Origin of the sequence: Lactobacillus iners (assembly GCF_011058775.1) — a bacterium.
Taxonomy (GTDB): Bacteria; Bacillota; Bacilli; order Lactobacillales; family Lactobacillaceae; genus Lactobacillus; species Lactobacillus iners.
Window position 1 is genome coordinate 893,104 of the sequence record NZ_CP049230.1, and the last position, 15,290, is coordinate 908,393.

Here is a 15,290-nt window from a genome sequence, read left to right on the forward strand (position 1 = left end):
GAAAAAATCCGAAAAAATACTACAATCGTATGTTACCGCAAACAATTATCATTTAGATGATGAAAACACTTAAAATACTAACTAATCAACCTAGTTGAAAAGTATTTATAATTAAAATTTGGCGTTTTTTAAAAATATCAGTAAAATATCAGTATAAGGAGTAAATTGATGATAAATAACAAATATAATTTTAGGCAAAGTAAAGTATGTTTTTTAACGATACTAACCATATTATTCTGGTTAAAATACATGTTTGCCTTTTACTTTTATTTTAAATTACAACTAAATGATTATTACCAACAAATTATTGCATTGATCTCTTCTCTAGGCTCAACAATAATTTTATTTAGTATTGCCTTTTATATTACTAAACCACTTTTGTCATATATTTTCATGATTTTGTTGGATATCGCCAATACTACATTATTATTTTCAAATATTATTTACTTTAGGCAATTCAACGACTTTTTAACCTTTAAGACGATTCAAAATACTAGTAAAGTGACGCAAGGTTTAGGTAAAAGTACTGTTGCATTGATGCAACCATTAGATATTTTAATCTGGTTAGACATCATCGTTATTGTTTGTTTATTGGTGTTAAAAATAATTAAGCTTGATCAGCGACATTATAATATTAATTTTTCTTTTGCCATTACATCATTTGGACTTTTCATTGCCTTGCTAAACTTAGCATTAGCGGAAACAGCTCGACCAAAATTATTACGTAATACTTTTGATCGTTCTTACGTTGTCAAATACATTGGCTTAAGCAATTATACGCTATATGATTTAACACGCAGTGCACAATCTGGCAGTAGCAAAAGAAATATTAATGCTAGCCAAATCAATAAAATTTTAGCTTATACTAGGAAAAAATATGCTGGCATTAATCCTAAATATTTTGGCAAAGCTAAAGGTAAAAATGTCATTATATTACATCTAGAAAGTTTCCAACAATTTTTAATTGATTTAAAGATTAACAATAAAGAAGTAACACCTTTTTTAAATAGTATTTATCATAGCAAAAATACTATTTCCTACAAAAACTTTTTCCACCAAGTAGGTTTAGGGAGAACTAGTGATGCTGAGACGATGCTAGAAACTGGCACTTTTGGTATTGCCGATGGACCTTTATTCTCGTCATTAGGTAATGAAAACACCTTCCAAGCAGCTCCTCAAATTTTAAGACAACGAGGCTACACATCCGCTGTTTTTCATGGAAACATCGGTACATTTTGGAATCGTAATGAAGTCTATAAAAATTTAGGCTATAATTATTTCTTCGACTCATCATATTATTTCAACGAGAAGAAAGATAAAGTTGGCTACGGACTTAAAGATAAATTGCTTTTTGCCGAGAGTATCAAATATCTAGAACAACTGCAACAACCTTTTTATGTCAAATTTTTAACAGTAACTAACCACTATCCCTATAATATGGACACTGAAGATTTAGATAAAGATTTTAAAACTACCAATACTAACAACACCACCATTAATAACTATTTTCAAACTGCTCATTATTTAGATCAATCAATCAGAGAGTTTTTTGAATATTTGAAAAAATCGGGCCTAGACAAAAAATCAATAGTAATTTTATATGGAGATCATTATGGTGTAGGTAGCTCAGACAATGAAACTAATGCCCTAGCTCCTATTCTCAACAAAGCTGATAAACCATGGAGTGAATATGACACTATTAACTTGCAACGAGTTCCATTTATGATCCATATGAACGGACTAAAAGGTGGTATCAAATCCAATATTGCTGGCGAAATTGATGTTTTACCAACTTTACTTCACTTACTAGGTATTGATACTAAAAACTACATTCAATTTGGTAATGACCTATTATCTAATAAGCGGCAAAAATTTGTTATTTTCAGAAATGGCACAATCATTACACCACATTATATTATTATGGGCGGTAGAAATAATCTTAATCGAATATACGATTTTAACACTGGTGAAAAAATCAATAATCTGACAGATAAACAAAAAGCCCATATTGAGCATTTAATTAAGCAAGCGGCTAAGTCTTTACGTTACTCCGATTTATTGAATAATCGTAATCTTTTACGTTTCTATACCCCAAAGGGTTTCATTCCAGTCGACCCTTTAACTTTCAATTATCAATTGAATTATCTTAATATGATTAGAATTAGAAAAATGGTAGGCAATAATTCAACTTCCCTTTATTCTGAAAATAGAGGTTCAACTATTGATATGTACAAAACAGATGCATTCCAAATTAATAAAGATAAATTATTCGACCTTCCTGCAAATGTTATTAAGACACGAAAAGAAGCAAAAAACTTATTAAAAGAAGATGCACCACTAAATAAATAGTGCAAAAAATTGCATATAAAAAAAGACTATGATCAAAATATAGTGCTCTCAAATAGTTAGATGCTTAATCCAGCTTTATGGAAACACTACAAATTTATCATAGTCATTTTTATAGCTAAATATCAAAATTTAGTTCATCATATTTATAACCAACACCCCAAACTGTAATAATAACATGCGGTCCTACTTTCTCTAATTTTTGGCGTAAGGTTTTTACATGTGTATCAATCGTCCGAGCATCACCAAAATATTCATTGCCCCATACCAATTCCAATAATTTTTTACGTGAAAAAACCTGCGTCGGACTACTAGCTAATATTGTTAAAATAGCGAATTCTTTCGGCGAAAGGCTATTAATCTCCTGCTTATTAAAAATAACTTTATGTTTTTCCGGATAAATCTTTAAATACTTTGTACAAATAACTTGCTCAATATTGAGATTAACTCTTTTGCCACGTTCCAAATTAATTCGGCGATATAAAGCTTTGATTCTCGCAACCATCAAAAGTGGACTAAATGGGCGTGCTAAATAACCATCTGCCCCTTGTTGCAATGAAGAGATCAATTCTTCTTCAAATTTCTTTTCAGCTAAAACCAGAATCGGTGTTTCTAATGATATATTGCGAATATACTTTACTACTTCAACTCCATCAAGTGAAGGTAGCTCTACATCTACTAAGACTAAATTATATTTATTTTTGTTCAAACTATACATTTGGGTACCAATAACCCCATCAGTAGCAATATCGTAATTCCACTTTTCCTTCATAAAAAAAGCTTCTAGAATTTGGATAATAGCTTCTTCTTTTTCGATTAATAGTATATTCATCTTAATCTTTAAATCCCTTGGTTAGTTTATGCTTAACTTTATCCGGCTCAATATAGTCATAAGGCAATAAATCACGTGCTTTTAAGAAACGCTGTAATGCTTTTTCTGTACTGATAAAAGGAAAAATTATAAATAAATAAAAAGTCAGCAGCCATAAAACGATACAACCATCCCACTTTAACAAGTGGATGATTAAGCCTAATCCAAATTGAATACTACCATAAAGCATAAAATATTTAGCAGCACTTTTTTGAGCAAATTTAAAGCCTTCTTCGCTCACCATTGCCAAATATGACACATAACCATAAAGATTATTCGGCTTTTTAGCTGGTGATATTAACCAAATTAAGCCAATCATAAATAAAATAATTCCACATGCAATATATAACATTTTTATTCATCCTATTCTTCATTAGTAGGTACAGAAATAATAATTTTTAAACTTTCGCCAACAAATTTAAAATTATTATATTTGTTAGGAACAATAAAACTATCACCTAATGATAAATTATAGTCATTGCCATCAAAAATCAACTTACCCTGCCCACTAATCACTGAAACCAACAAATATTGGTAATTTAACATATTCCATTCAAATTCCCCGAAAACATCCAATTGCCATAGATAAAAATGAGGTGAATATGGAGGATTAGCCAAACGAACCAAGGTAGCAGCAGGAAACTTGCTAACTGCTCTTTCTAAATAAGGATCGACATGTGGCACTTGAATCGTATCTAGCGACTGCTGAATATGTAACTCTCTTTTTTGTCCTGTTTTATTATCAATCCGATCCCAATCATATAATCGATAAGTAACATCACTTGATTGTTGCGTTTCAATAACCATGATTCCTTTGGTTAAAGCGTGAACACAACCCGCAGGAACATATAAAAAATCACCAGTTTTGATTGGCACATATCGTAACAATTTGTTCCATTGACCATTTTTTATCCATGCTGCTAATTGCTCCTTTGTTTCAGCATGATGACCGTAGATTAACTTCGCACCTGGCTCAGCTTGTAAAATATACCAACATTCAGTTTTACCTGAATCATTTTCATGAATTTTGGCATATTCATCATCTGGATGCACCTGTACTGATAAATTATCATTAGCATCTAATAATTTAACTAAAAGGGGAAACTCAGCAGCATGCGGTTGACCAAATAAATCAGGTTTTTGCTGATATAGTTCTCGCAAATTAAGACCTTGATATGAACCTTTTATAACTGTTGAGGAACAATTTGGATACCCAGAAATAATCCAGGCTTCTCCAATCTTACCTTCTGGTAAATCATTAAAAATTTTTTCAAACTTACGAGAGCCCCATATCTTAGAACGAAAATAGGGTTTTAAAAAAATTGGTTCCAATCTTTAATACCTCACCTTATTAAAATTTTATTCATAATCCTGCAAATTTAAAGGATACTTTTGCAAGCGTTTTTGAATTCTTTTAGGAATAATTACATAGACATTGTCAGTTAATGTTATTTTTTGTGGTACAACACCTTGTTCTATCCATTCTGTCAATTCAACAGGTAATTTACTAATATAACTAAAAGTAGTGATATATCCTTTTGCTACTACCTTATTTTGACGTAACCACTGTTGCAAACGCCACCACAATAACCAACGATATATAGTATTATCATCAGAAAATACTTTTTGCATATATTTAAGCACTAATTGATGCTTGGTCGCTAATTTAAAATATCTCAACCCATTGCTGTAATTGCAATAATATGGATTGGCATCACTATCTGCAAAAATATTAAATCCTAAAAGATCCTGATCACAACTTTGGGTATCATTCATGACATCTTCTAAAATTTTGTTTAGTGACAATGGAATGGATTTAACTACTATTTTAGAAAGTGCCGTTATATTTTTCTTTAAATTAACACCATTGATAACTTTATTAACATCAAGACGTGCGTCTTCATAGGTCAATTGAGAAGTTAAATATTTTTCTAAATAATCGTGAATAAATGCACTCAGTACTTCCATATGTTCATAATTACGAAACATTATAGCTATCTTTTCTTGTACCAACATATTATAGTCATCTTCAGTCAACAAATCACCCGATAGCATATTTTCCTTACAAAATTCAAGTGGATATACTGAATTATCAATATACCATTGTTCATCAAATTTACAAATTAAGGTTAGCTTTCGTTGATAAACAAATTCTAAAATATTTACTAACCAAGCAATTTTATCATCAACTATTGCTTTTTTTATGATAGACGCCATATTTAGATAATTCATGTAATAATGCTTAGAAACAATCAACCGCTGGATTAAAAATAACAGTTTGACAACAATTTGCCATGAATAATTTTGAACTAAACTTAATAACTCAGCAGAAGTTAAGCCTAATTTATTACACACAGACTTTAATTCAGGAATCTTTAAATGATAATCATACTTAAAATCATAAACATACCAACTATCATGCTTTATACCTTCATTAATGATGATTTGGCCATCACGATCTAGCAAAAAAGAAGGCATTGTTTGATTAGTTATAGACCAATTTAAAATAGGACTAAGCAATTGATCTTTTCTTAATAATTTATCAAATGCTTCAAAATAGATAGCATCCCCAGTCAGGGCATACGCTTTTACACTAGTACTAAAACAATCATACGAAATATTTTTGATATTTCTAACTAGATTCTTCAATCTCCACAATTGTTCACTATTCAGCTGTTCTAATTCAGGAAAAGTCAGAAAGTCATTAACTCTATTAGCAAAATATTTACAATCAGCTATTGATAATACCATAACTAAACAACGCCCCCATTTTTTAGGTCTTTATTAAGATAATAGCATATAAAAAATAAAATGACTCCTTATTTCAAAGAAAGAGCCATTTTAAATAATCATACTTAATCAGAGAAAATTTAACTAATACTTTATCTAACTATATTATAGTAAATCCTAGATGTTATCTTAAACACTAATAAATATATAATAAAGAAAATTGAAATCACTGCAGCTAAACAAATATTATAATTTTGCCACTTAATTCCACCGAACATTTGCACCAAATTAAAAACAATCTTCGAAGCAACTATACAATGAATAATCGACACACATAGGGGAGAATATAACAATAACATCAGTTGTGATGTATTAGATTTCTTAATCAAAGCATCTTCCAACCCAATTTCTTTCATAATTCTAAATTTATGACGATCTTCATATCCGGCTGAAACTTGTTTATAGTAAATAATTAATATCGTACCAACTAAGAAAATAATACCGATAATAATTCCAATAAAGAGAAATCCACCATTAATTTCATAAAATCTCGTTAAAAATTCTTTGGCATCAACAAACTCTACCTTATTAGCAGAAAGTACATGCACCCGTTTCGAATATTTTTTATAACTTATACCCTTAACATCCCAGTTGTAACTACAACTAATCTTAGCATTAGTAGCCATTCCACCAGTTGCTTTTACAAAAAGTTTGCTAAAAAATAACATAGTCTTGAGATCTTTGACAATAATACCATATGATTCTATGGCAACGTTTGCAGGAACAAAGTTATCAACTGTCCTTACTTTAAAAGTTCGCCCTCCAATCCTTAGCTTATGAACATTAAGTTTCTCGATTCTATTATTACAAAGTAAAATCTCATCATCTTGCAATTTAATCTTTTTATGCAAGTTGGCATTATATCCAACTAAATCACCAACATATAACATCTTAGATGTTCGAGAAGATAAAGATTCATTATTTAGTATTTTTAACTGATCACCTTTTTTTTCACACCAGCTTTCACAATTATAACCAACGTATGAATGAACAACTTGTGATTTATTATCGACTGTTTTTTCAACTTGCTTTTTTAAAGTATTAGATACCTTTTTATAATTGTGCAAGTCAATATTTTCACCACTAATTAATTCATATGACCGTGGAATTGCATTTTTAAAATTCATATTAGCTGAATAATAAATCATAGTCACCGCAGATAGAGTAACTATAACCCCTGAACCCAAAATTGCTATACTTGCTAATGATAAGGCATTACTTTTAATACGATATAATAAACCGCTCACACTCAAAAATTTAACTGGCTTGAAATAACTGGAATGTTTCTTTTGTAATTTAAGAGCAACAACCGTTAATGCAACATATAAAGCATAAGTTGCAAATATCACTAATAGTACCGCAATAAAGAAGTTAGTAATAGATTCTAAAGTACCCTTAGTTGTCAAGGCAATCCAATATCCTGCACTTAAGGTTATTAATCCAAATAATAAAACCAAATAGCGTGACTTGGGTTCACCTTCACCACTATGTTGTTTATTTAATAATTCCGTTGGTGTTGAAATATAAACTGTAAAGCTTAATCTAATAACCGTAATAAGATATAAAATGATTACAACGACCATGGTCAAGACTATTGCCAAGATACTTAGTGGGTAATGCATTACATTTACTCCCATATCTCGCATTAAATAATTTAATCCTAAAAAAGCTAGCTGACCAAATATGTATCCTCCTACTGTAGCAATAGCTAAAATCATTGTAAAGAGATACATAAATTCAATACTAATAATTTTTCTAATATGCTTTTTTTCTAAGCCTAAAATACTATACAGTGCCAAAGTTTTATTTTTTCTTTTTAATAAAACAGATACACTATATAAAACAAAGATCACAGCCAAAATTCCTACAATGACAATACCCATATTAATAATACTTATTAAAAATTTATGTCGATGTATAACATAGGAATTGCTGGCTAAACTGACCATAATATTAAATAAAATGAACATAATTCCTGATGATAAAACAAAAGGAATTTCTAATACTTTGTTGGCCTTTAAGTTTTTAAGAGCAAACTTCTTAGCCATTAAAAATGACATTATTGCTCACCTCGCTTCAACATAAATTGAGCTTGGCTAATTCGCTCCATAAATTCAGACTGACTTTCAGCTTGGCTACGATAAATTTCATGATAAACAATTCCATCTTTGATAAATAAAATTCTTTTAGCAAACGAAGCTGCTCTTAAAGAATGCGTTACCATCATAATAGTTTGTCCAGCCTGATTGATTTTGGCAAACATATTTAAAATAATCTCAGAAGACGTTGAATCCAACGAACCTGTAGGTTCATCAGCCAAAACTAAATCGGGCTTAGTAATGATTGCACGAGCAATCGCTACTCTTTGCTTTTGTCCACCTGAAATTTCATAAGGGTATTTATTTAAAAGTTCACTAATTCCCAATTGATCTTTAATTTGGTCTAACCGTTCTTGCATTAGCTGTGGTTTTTGATTAGATAAAACTAACGGCAAATAAATATTATCCCGATTGTTAAATTGATCTAACAAATTAAAATCTTGAAAGACAAAGCCCAACTTATTTCTTCTAAAAGTTGAAATTTCACTATTTTTTAGTGTACTAATCTCTTTGCCATTCAAAATAACAGAACCCGATGTTGGCTTATCAAATGTTGCAATAACATTCAATAAAGTAGTTTTACCAGCACCAGACTCGCCCATAATGGCAACAAACTCACCAGCTTCCACACTAAAATCTATTCCCTTTAAGACTTCAGTTACAACACATTTAGTTTTATAGGTTCGTTTTATATTCTTTAATTCCAAAATCGCCATTTTAATCACTCCTAATATTTTGATGATTTAATTATTGATGATTTAATTATATGAAATATAAAATTCTCCAGCATTTATTTAACCTTACAATGACAAGGCTTATCTTACAAAATTGTAACTTTGTTTAGGAAAGCAAATAATAAATTCGCTGCCAACATTCACTGTTGAACAAACTTCTATTTTAATATTTAACAAAATAGCAATCTTTTTCACCAAATATAGCCCGATGCCACTTGACTTTTCATTGATACGTCCATTAAAACCCGAATAGCCTCTATCAAAAATTTTATTTATATCTTCTGACTTTATTCCAATTCCAGTATCTTTAACTTTTAAAGCATTTTTATCTCGATCAAAACTAAGCGTAATTTTACCAGAATTAGTATATTTTAAGGCATTAGCTAATATTTGTTCAATCAAAATCGTTGCCCACCTTGCATCTGTAATTATTTTGGTATCAATTGGCTGATAATCTAGCGAAATATTTTTATCAATAAATAAACCAGAATACTTTCTTAGTAAACTCTTAAGCAACTTATCGATTTCAACTTCTGCAATGTCCATATCTGCTTGACGATCCTTCAATTTCATATAATTGATCGCCATATTAGTATATTCACGAATGTAAAACATTTGTTCCTTTAGTTGACACGTATAAGGATTTTTTTCTTTTTGTAAAATCAAATCCGAAACCGTAATTGGCGTTTTTATTTGATGAACCCATAGCAAAAAATATTCCTCTAAATCTTTTCTTTCAATGTCGATTGTATTCTTAAGTTGTCGATTTTCTATCAATAGCTGATTAACTTGCTCTTGTAAATTTTCCTTCTTTTTAAAAGTCACCCAGCAAATAAATAAGTAAATTAACAGGCAAAAAGTCACTATCTCCAGTGATAAATAAAATAAAGAAAAATCCAAATTGGCAAATAAAAAAACAAAAAAGAAAATTAATAATACAATAAACACTGCTACGCAAATTTTGACTTCAGTTTTAACAAATTTTTTGATCTTTTCCATACAATCACTTCAAATAATATCCTATTCCTTTTTTCGTTTGAATTAATTCATCATAACCCACTGTTTTAAGCTTTTTCCTCAATCTAGCAATATTAACTGCCAAAGTATTATCATCAATAAATGCATCCCCTTGCCAACAATAATTAATAATGGCTTCTCTTTTAGCAATTTTATTTTTAAAATTAAACAAAATCTCCAATATCAAAAGTTCTGTACGCGTCAATTCTAAAACAAAATTTTTACCCTCTAGATTAGCCACCGACAAATTTAATTTTAAATCACCATACATAATACTATCACTGCCTACTTTATAGTCATAAGTTCGACGTAAAACAGCCTGAATTTTAGCTATAGTTACAGTTATATCAATCGGCTTAGTAATATACTCATCTGCTCCCATTTGCATCGCTCTTACAATATCACCTGATTCAGTATGCGAAGTAATAAAAATAATCGGTACATGTGATATCTGCCTAATTTTTTCTGTCCAATAAAATCCATTATAAAAAGGTAACGATACGTCCATTAAGACCAAATCCGGCTTAAAATCTGTAACTTCCGCTAAAATGTCATTAAAATTGCTTGCTTTTTTGCTCAAATAACCCCACTGAACTAATTCTTCTTCCAATAAACTGGCTAGTGTTGCTTCATCTTCAACTATTAGTATTTTCATATATCCCACACTTATCAATTATTTTGTGTAAAAAAATCTCCTATGATTATTGTATCTAATCATAGGAGATATAAATAGTATTTTTAAATTATCATTAAACTATTGTTTCCAGCAATGAGCTAGTTTCAATTGATTGGCTTTGATGACAGGAACAACACTGTCACCTTTCTTAGCAGCCAATAAAATTGCTTGCATTGAAGATTTTAATTGGAAGTAAGCTGCATTTTCATTCTTACTAATCTTCAAATTATAGATATTAGCAGTCGTTTTATCTAATATACCAGCAACCTTTGAATCTTTAGAACATTTATAATCATCAGATTTTAAAATAGACTTTAAAACCGGCATATAACCAGTTGCATGTGCTAATTTCAATTGATTACGCTTAGACAACATGAATTTAATAAACATAAAGGCAGCAGATTTTTGCTCAGCAGTTCCCTTATTAAACATATAAATATCTGTTCCTTGTTGCACATTATATTTAGATGGACGTGGTGCTACTCCATAATTAAACTTGTTTTTGCCCATACCCATTTTAACATATGCTTCACTAGCACATGTACTGATGAACATTGCAACTTTTTGGTGACCAAAATCAGTTGAAAGATAACCATTGGCAGAAGCTATTTGCAAATAACCTTCTTTTAATCCTTTGATGTACCAATTCAAAGCTTTTTTAGATTCAGGGCAAGTCATATCAATATTCTTATCAAAATCAATACCTTGTTCCTTCATAGATAAAATGTAGTAATTTGCCAATTCATCAACACCTGCACCAACTAAGGCATGATTACTCTTTTTATAGATAGTTTTAGCACATTGAGCTAATTCAGACATATTACGTGGTACTTTTAAATTATATTTATCAAAAACGTCTTTATTATAGAATAATACTTCTGAAGATTTATTAAATGGTATACCATATTGCTTACCGCCAATTTGAGCACCAAGCAATAATTTATCCTTAATATCACTCTTGGCCACAGAACCCCATCCTATTTGGCTATTTTCAATATATGGTTTTAAATTAACCAGCTTATTTAATTTAGCAGCATCATACAACCAACCTGGGTAAGCCTGAGTAATAGTTGGCAGATTCTTAGGTGATTGCAAAGTTGCATTGATCTTAGACTGGAGATCTGCATAATTACCTTGGTTTTCCAATTTAATATGTATGTTAGGATGTTTTTTTTCAAACTCCGCAGCATATTGCTTCATACATTTCTCAGATGCTCCTGTCATAGAGTGCCAAAAGACGACAGTAGTCTTTTTAGTAATATTTGTGGCAACCTTACCATCTGTTGAACTACTATTTTTAGAACATGCTGATAAGGTTAACATAGCAAGAGCTGATGTAGCTAATAGTAACAGTTTCTTTTTAAAATTCATATGGATCCTCCCCATAATAACGCACTGTTATAAAACATAAATAATAAATTTCAACTGCCTGATTTTTCAACTCAGACGCCTCAATTTTACCATAAATTTAAAAGTTAATATCCATTTTTTGCAATGTAAGCCTTATCATAAATATAAAAAATGATATAGCTTCAAAAACTATATCACTTAAATGATTATTCAACTAATGCTGATTAGAGGAATCGAACCTCCGACCTTCTCTTTACGAGGGAGATGCTCTACCGACTGAGCTAAATCAGCAACATATAGATTATTATAGCAAAAATACCATTTTTAAGCAACATTTAGCTAATTTAAGATAACATTGTCCTGATAAACAAAAAACGCATCAAATTAACCATAATAGTTAAATTGATACGTCTTGAATGAATCATCAACTTATTTTTTATCTTTATTTATCACATATTTGGATGAACCAATTATAAATATTGACATAAAGGAAACTAAATAAACTAAAATTCTACAATCTGCTCCCAATTGAGGCAGTTTTTTAGCATTAATATGTACATCTGATGATATCTGTTGACTAAGTTGTTTCTGCTTGATAGATGGTACTTTTTTTTCTAGCAATTCTGTCAAATGACTTAATTCTGTAGCATGATCTGCTTTTGTTAGTTCTACTAAAGGATCACCCTTGCTAGTTACTACACCTGCGGGCTTGGCTTCTTGCACTAAGGGATCGACTTTGCTAGTTATTACAGCTGCGGGCTTGGCTTTTTGCACTAAGGGATCGTCTTTGCTAGTTACTACACCTGCGGGCTTGGCTTCTTGCACTAAGGGATCGACTTTGCTAGTTATTATACCTGCAGGCTTGGCTTTTTGCACTAAAGGATCACCCTTGCTAGTTACTACAGCTGCGGGCTTGACTTCTTGCACTAAAGGTTCACCTTTACTAGTTACTACACCTTCTGGTTTAGCTTTTTGCACTAAAGGTTCACCTTTGCTAGTTACTACACCTGCGGGCTTGGCTTTTTGCACTAAGGGATCGACCTTGCTAGTTACTACACCTTCTGGTTTAGCTTTTTGCACTATAGGATCGACTTTGCTAGTTACTACACCTGCTGGGTTGACTTTTTGCACTAGAGGATCGACTTTGCTAGTTATTACACCTGCAGGCTTGGCTTTTTGCACTAAGGAATCGACTTTGCTAGTTACTACAGCTGCGGGCTTGGCTTCTTGCACCAGAGGATCGACTTTGCTAGTTATTATACCTGCAGGCTTGGCTTTTTGCACTAAAGGATCACCCTTGCTAGTTACTACACCTGTGGGCTTGACTTCTTGCACTAAAGGTTCACCTTTACTAGTTACTACACCTTCTGGTTTAGCTTTTTGCACTAAAGGTTCACCTTTGCTAGTTACTACACCTGCGGGCTTGGCTTTTTGCACCAGAGGTTCACCTTTGCTAGTTACTACACCTTCTGGTTTAGCTTTTTGCACTATAGGATCGACTTTGCTAGTTACTACACCTGCTGGGTTGACTTTTTGCACTAGAGGATCGACTTTGCTAGTTATTACACCTGCAGGCTTGGCTTTTTGCACTAAGGAATCGACTTTGCTAGTTACTACAGCTGCGGGCTTGGCTTCTTGCACCAGAGGATCGACTTTGCTAGTTACTACACCTTCTGGTTTAGCTTTTTGCACTAAGGGATCGCCCTTGCTAGTTACTACACCTGCGGGCTTGACTTTTTGCACTAAGGGATCGACTTTGCTAGTTACTACACCTGCGGGTTTTGTTTCTTGCATTAAAGGTTCACCCTTGCTAGTTACTACACCTGCGAGCTTGGCTTTTTGCACATCAATGGTTACAAAATATGTTTTCTTTGATCCATCTTGATAAGTTAAGCTTAAGCTACCACATTGACCTTTGCCTATTTGATAAGGTTGATATAAATGCATGGAGCTTGTTTTATCTTCAACCTTAGCTAAGGGAAGTTCATTACGATTCAAAATACATTGTGTTAAATCAGGAATTACCCCAACTTCTGTGACAATATGATTTTTAATCTTTGCAGGATATGCATCTGCTTGCGTTGCTACTACAGGATTACTAAAGCCAGCTAATACCTTTTTCAAATTAGCTTCTTGGTCTCCAGTGCCTGCCATAGAAGATTTTCTCCTACCCTGCTTAAAGCCGAATTGCATGATGCGATCTTCAAAATAAGTACGTGAACTATGTCCATTAGCTGATTTTCCAACCGATTTCGCACCGATAAAATTTCCAACCGCTGAAATCACATTATCATTTGAAACAGCATAATGGATCGCTTCTCCTCGTTGAGTTAACAAATTTGCTTCTTTAGCAACACGTTGCATCTTCTTATTGAATAAATTTCCCCTAATTTTAGGGGCATTAAAGGTTACAGCTTTTTTAATTCCAGTATAACCTTTATCACGTGCTTCAACCAAAGCAGTCATTGCCAAATATCCACCTAATGAATGTCCCGTCAAATATGTATTCGTTAAAGCACCTTCATTTTGTAATTGCTTTAAAATTTTGTTCAAGCTATCAACTTGACCTGGGGTCATTCCTAAAGTCAAATTCAAATCATCATCAAGATCTGCTCCACCCTTCGTACCTCTAATTGCCAAAACCTGTACTTGATTATCCTTCAAATATGGTAAATCAGAATGCGTAACAAAAAAAGTTGCATCCAATCCATCTGATTCGTGGAAAGATTTTTCTGCTTTCCAAAAAGGTGCTAATTCCGTATGCATTAATTCATATTCTTGTCGACCATTATATTTTTCTTTCAAAGGATGATGCGAATCAAGTACTTGTTGAATATAATTATCATCTCGATAACTCAACTCCATCATCATAGCTAAATCTCGATCACAAATATTCCAAACCAACGGATCAGTATGATTCTTAATCTCATCAGCATCTAATAATCCATCACCATCACTATCACTTAATAGCGGATGAGTATGATAGCCCAAAAATTCACGGTTGTTAACCTTTTCAACATACAATTCTTGACCATTCTTTAAGCCATCATGGTCATCATCTCCAGCCACATCCAGAACTGGCTCATGATAAAAACTTGGATCAACCTGACCTCCTGGCAGCGTTAATTGTCCTTTTGCAAGCTTAATCATATCCTGCTGATTCAAAGGTCTGAAAGACTCAACCTGATTTTTTGATTTTTCCCTAGTTTTCGTTAAATCAGCTACGGATGCTTTTTTATCTACTAGGTGTTCTTGATAATTAGATGTATTTTCCTTAGCTTGAGCTACAGATATTTCTGTCAAAAAAGCCACACTAATCACCATAGAAACTACACCAATAGCTAATTTTCTAATTCCATAACATAGATTACTTCGTCTTCTATTAAAGACCATTCCTCCATCTCCTT

General features: G+C 31.9%; 11 protein-coding genes and 1 tRNA gene. 1 reads left to right on the forward strand and 11 read right to left on the reverse strand.

Translation table 11 applies throughout. The annotated features are described in order from the left end of the window. Positions 1-168 precede the first annotated feature (168 nt). On the forward strand, positions 169-2,349 hold the full coding sequence (locus G6Z82_RS04405; protein WP_164785840.1) for an LTA synthase family protein: 2,181 nt from the start codon (positions 169-171) through the stop codon (positions 2,347-2,349). 115 nt (positions 2,350-2,464) lie between these two features. Here G6Z82_RS04405 and G6Z82_RS04410 read toward each other — a convergent pair whose 3' ends face one another. The 11 genes from G6Z82_RS04410 to G6Z82_RS04460 all read right to left on the reverse strand — a co-directional run bounded on the left by G6Z82_RS04410 (position 2,465) and on the right by G6Z82_RS04460 (position 15,276). After that, positions 2,465-3,178: a response regulator transcription factor gene (locus G6Z82_RS04410; protein ID WP_006731907.1), complete on the reverse strand. Its 714-nt coding sequence runs from the start codon at positions 3,176-3,178 to the stop codon at positions 2,465-2,467. Position 3,179: 1 nt separating this feature from the next. After that, positions 3,180-3,569, reverse strand: a complete 390-nt coding sequence (locus tag G6Z82_RS04415) for an SdpI family protein (RefSeq protein ID WP_006729229.1) — start codon at positions 3,567-3,569, stop codon at positions 3,180-3,182. Between the two features lie 11 nt (positions 3,570-3,580). Then, the gene (locus tag G6Z82_RS04420; RefSeq protein ID WP_006729230.1) at positions 3,581-4,549 is read right to left on the reverse strand and encodes a type I phosphomannose isomerase catalytic subunit; all 969 of its coding nucleotides are present in this window, start codon (positions 4,547-4,549) and stop codon (positions 3,581-3,583) included. 27 nt (positions 4,550-4,576) lie between these two features. Next, on the reverse strand, positions 4,577-5,968 hold the full coding sequence (locus tag G6Z82_RS04425) for a hypothetical protein (RefSeq protein WP_006729231.1): 1,392 nt from the start codon (positions 5,966-5,968) through the stop codon (positions 4,577-4,579). Positions 5,969-6,099: 131 nt separating this feature from the next. Next, positions 6,100-8,067, reverse strand: a complete 1,968-nt coding sequence (locus G6Z82_RS04430) for an FtsX-like permease family protein (RefSeq protein ID WP_006729232.1) — start codon at positions 8,065-8,067, stop codon at positions 6,100-6,102. Further along, a complete protein-coding gene (locus G6Z82_RS04435; RefSeq protein WP_006729233.1) occupies positions 8,067-8,822 on the reverse strand; it encodes an ABC transporter ATP-binding protein in 756 nt (251 codons plus the stop codon). The genes G6Z82_RS04430 and G6Z82_RS04435 overlap by 1 nt, the downstream gene beginning before the upstream one ends. A gap of 99 nt (positions 8,823-8,921) precedes the next feature. Then, positions 8,922-9,839 carry a sensor histidine kinase gene (locus tag G6Z82_RS04440; protein ID WP_006729234.1) on the reverse strand — a complete coding sequence of 306 codons (918 nt, stop codon included), beginning with the start codon at positions 9,837-9,839 and terminating at the stop codon, positions 8,922-8,924. A gap of 4 nt (positions 9,840-9,843) precedes the next feature. Next, complete coding sequence (locus tag G6Z82_RS04445; RefSeq protein ID WP_006729235.1) at positions 9,844-10,512, reverse strand: response regulator transcription factor; 669 nt, start codon at positions 10,510-10,512, stop codon at positions 9,844-9,846. A 99-nt stretch (positions 10,513-10,611) separates the two neighbouring features. Then, positions 10,612-11,904 carry an extracellular solute-binding protein gene (locus G6Z82_RS04450; RefSeq protein ID WP_010222371.1) on the reverse strand — a complete coding sequence of 431 codons (1,293 nt, stop codon included), beginning with the start codon at positions 11,902-11,904 and terminating at the stop codon, positions 10,612-10,614. A 197-nt stretch (positions 11,905-12,101) separates the two neighbouring features. After that, positions 12,102-12,174, reverse strand: a tRNA-Thr gene (locus G6Z82_RS04455). A gap of 138 nt (positions 12,175-12,312) precedes the next feature. Further along, positions 12,313-15,276, reverse strand: a complete 2,964-nt coding sequence (locus tag G6Z82_RS04460) for a Tle-like phospholipase domain-containing protein (RefSeq protein ID WP_164785841.1) — start codon at positions 15,274-15,276, stop codon at positions 12,313-12,315. Positions 15,277-15,290: the final 14 nt, after the last annotated feature.

Bases quoted from the DNA above. Each gene is read 5' to 3' on its own strand.
- G6Z82_RS04405 (WP_164785840.1), top strand. From the start codon at position 169: ATGATAAATAACAAATATAATTTTAGGCAAAGTAAAGTATGTTTTTTA.
- G6Z82_RS04410 (WP_006731907.1), bottom strand. From the start codon at position 3,178: ATGAATATACTATTAATCGAAAAAGAAGAAGCTATTATCCAAATTCTA.
- G6Z82_RS04415 (WP_006729229.1), bottom strand. From the start codon at position 3,569: ATGTTATATATTGCATGTGGAATTATTTTATTTATGATTGGCTTAATT.
- G6Z82_RS04425 (WP_006729231.1), bottom strand. From the start codon at position 5,968: ATGGTATTATCAATAGCTGATTGTAAATATTTTGCTAATAGAGTTAAT.
- G6Z82_RS04430 (WP_006729232.1), bottom strand. From the start codon at position 8,067: ATGTCATTTTTAATGGCTAAGAAGTTTGCTCTTAAAAACTTAAAGGCC.
- G6Z82_RS04435 (WP_006729233.1), bottom strand. From the start codon at position 8,822: ATGGCGATTTTGGAATTAAAGAATATAAAACGAACCTATAAAACTAAA.
- G6Z82_RS04440 (WP_006729234.1), bottom strand. From the start codon at position 9,839: ATGGAAAAGATCAAAAAATTTGTTAAAACTGAAGTCAAAATTTGCGTA.
- G6Z82_RS04445 (WP_006729235.1), bottom strand. From the start codon at position 10,512: ATGAAAATACTAATAGTTGAAGATGAAGCAACACTAGCCAGTTTATTG.
- G6Z82_RS04450 (WP_010222371.1), bottom strand. From the start codon at position 11,904: ATGAATTTTAAAAAGAAACTGTTACTATTAGCTACATCAGCTCTTGCT.
- G6Z82_RS04460 (WP_164785841.1), bottom strand. From the start codon at position 15,276: ATGGTCTTTAATAGAAGACGAAGTAATCTATGTTATGGAATTAGAAAA.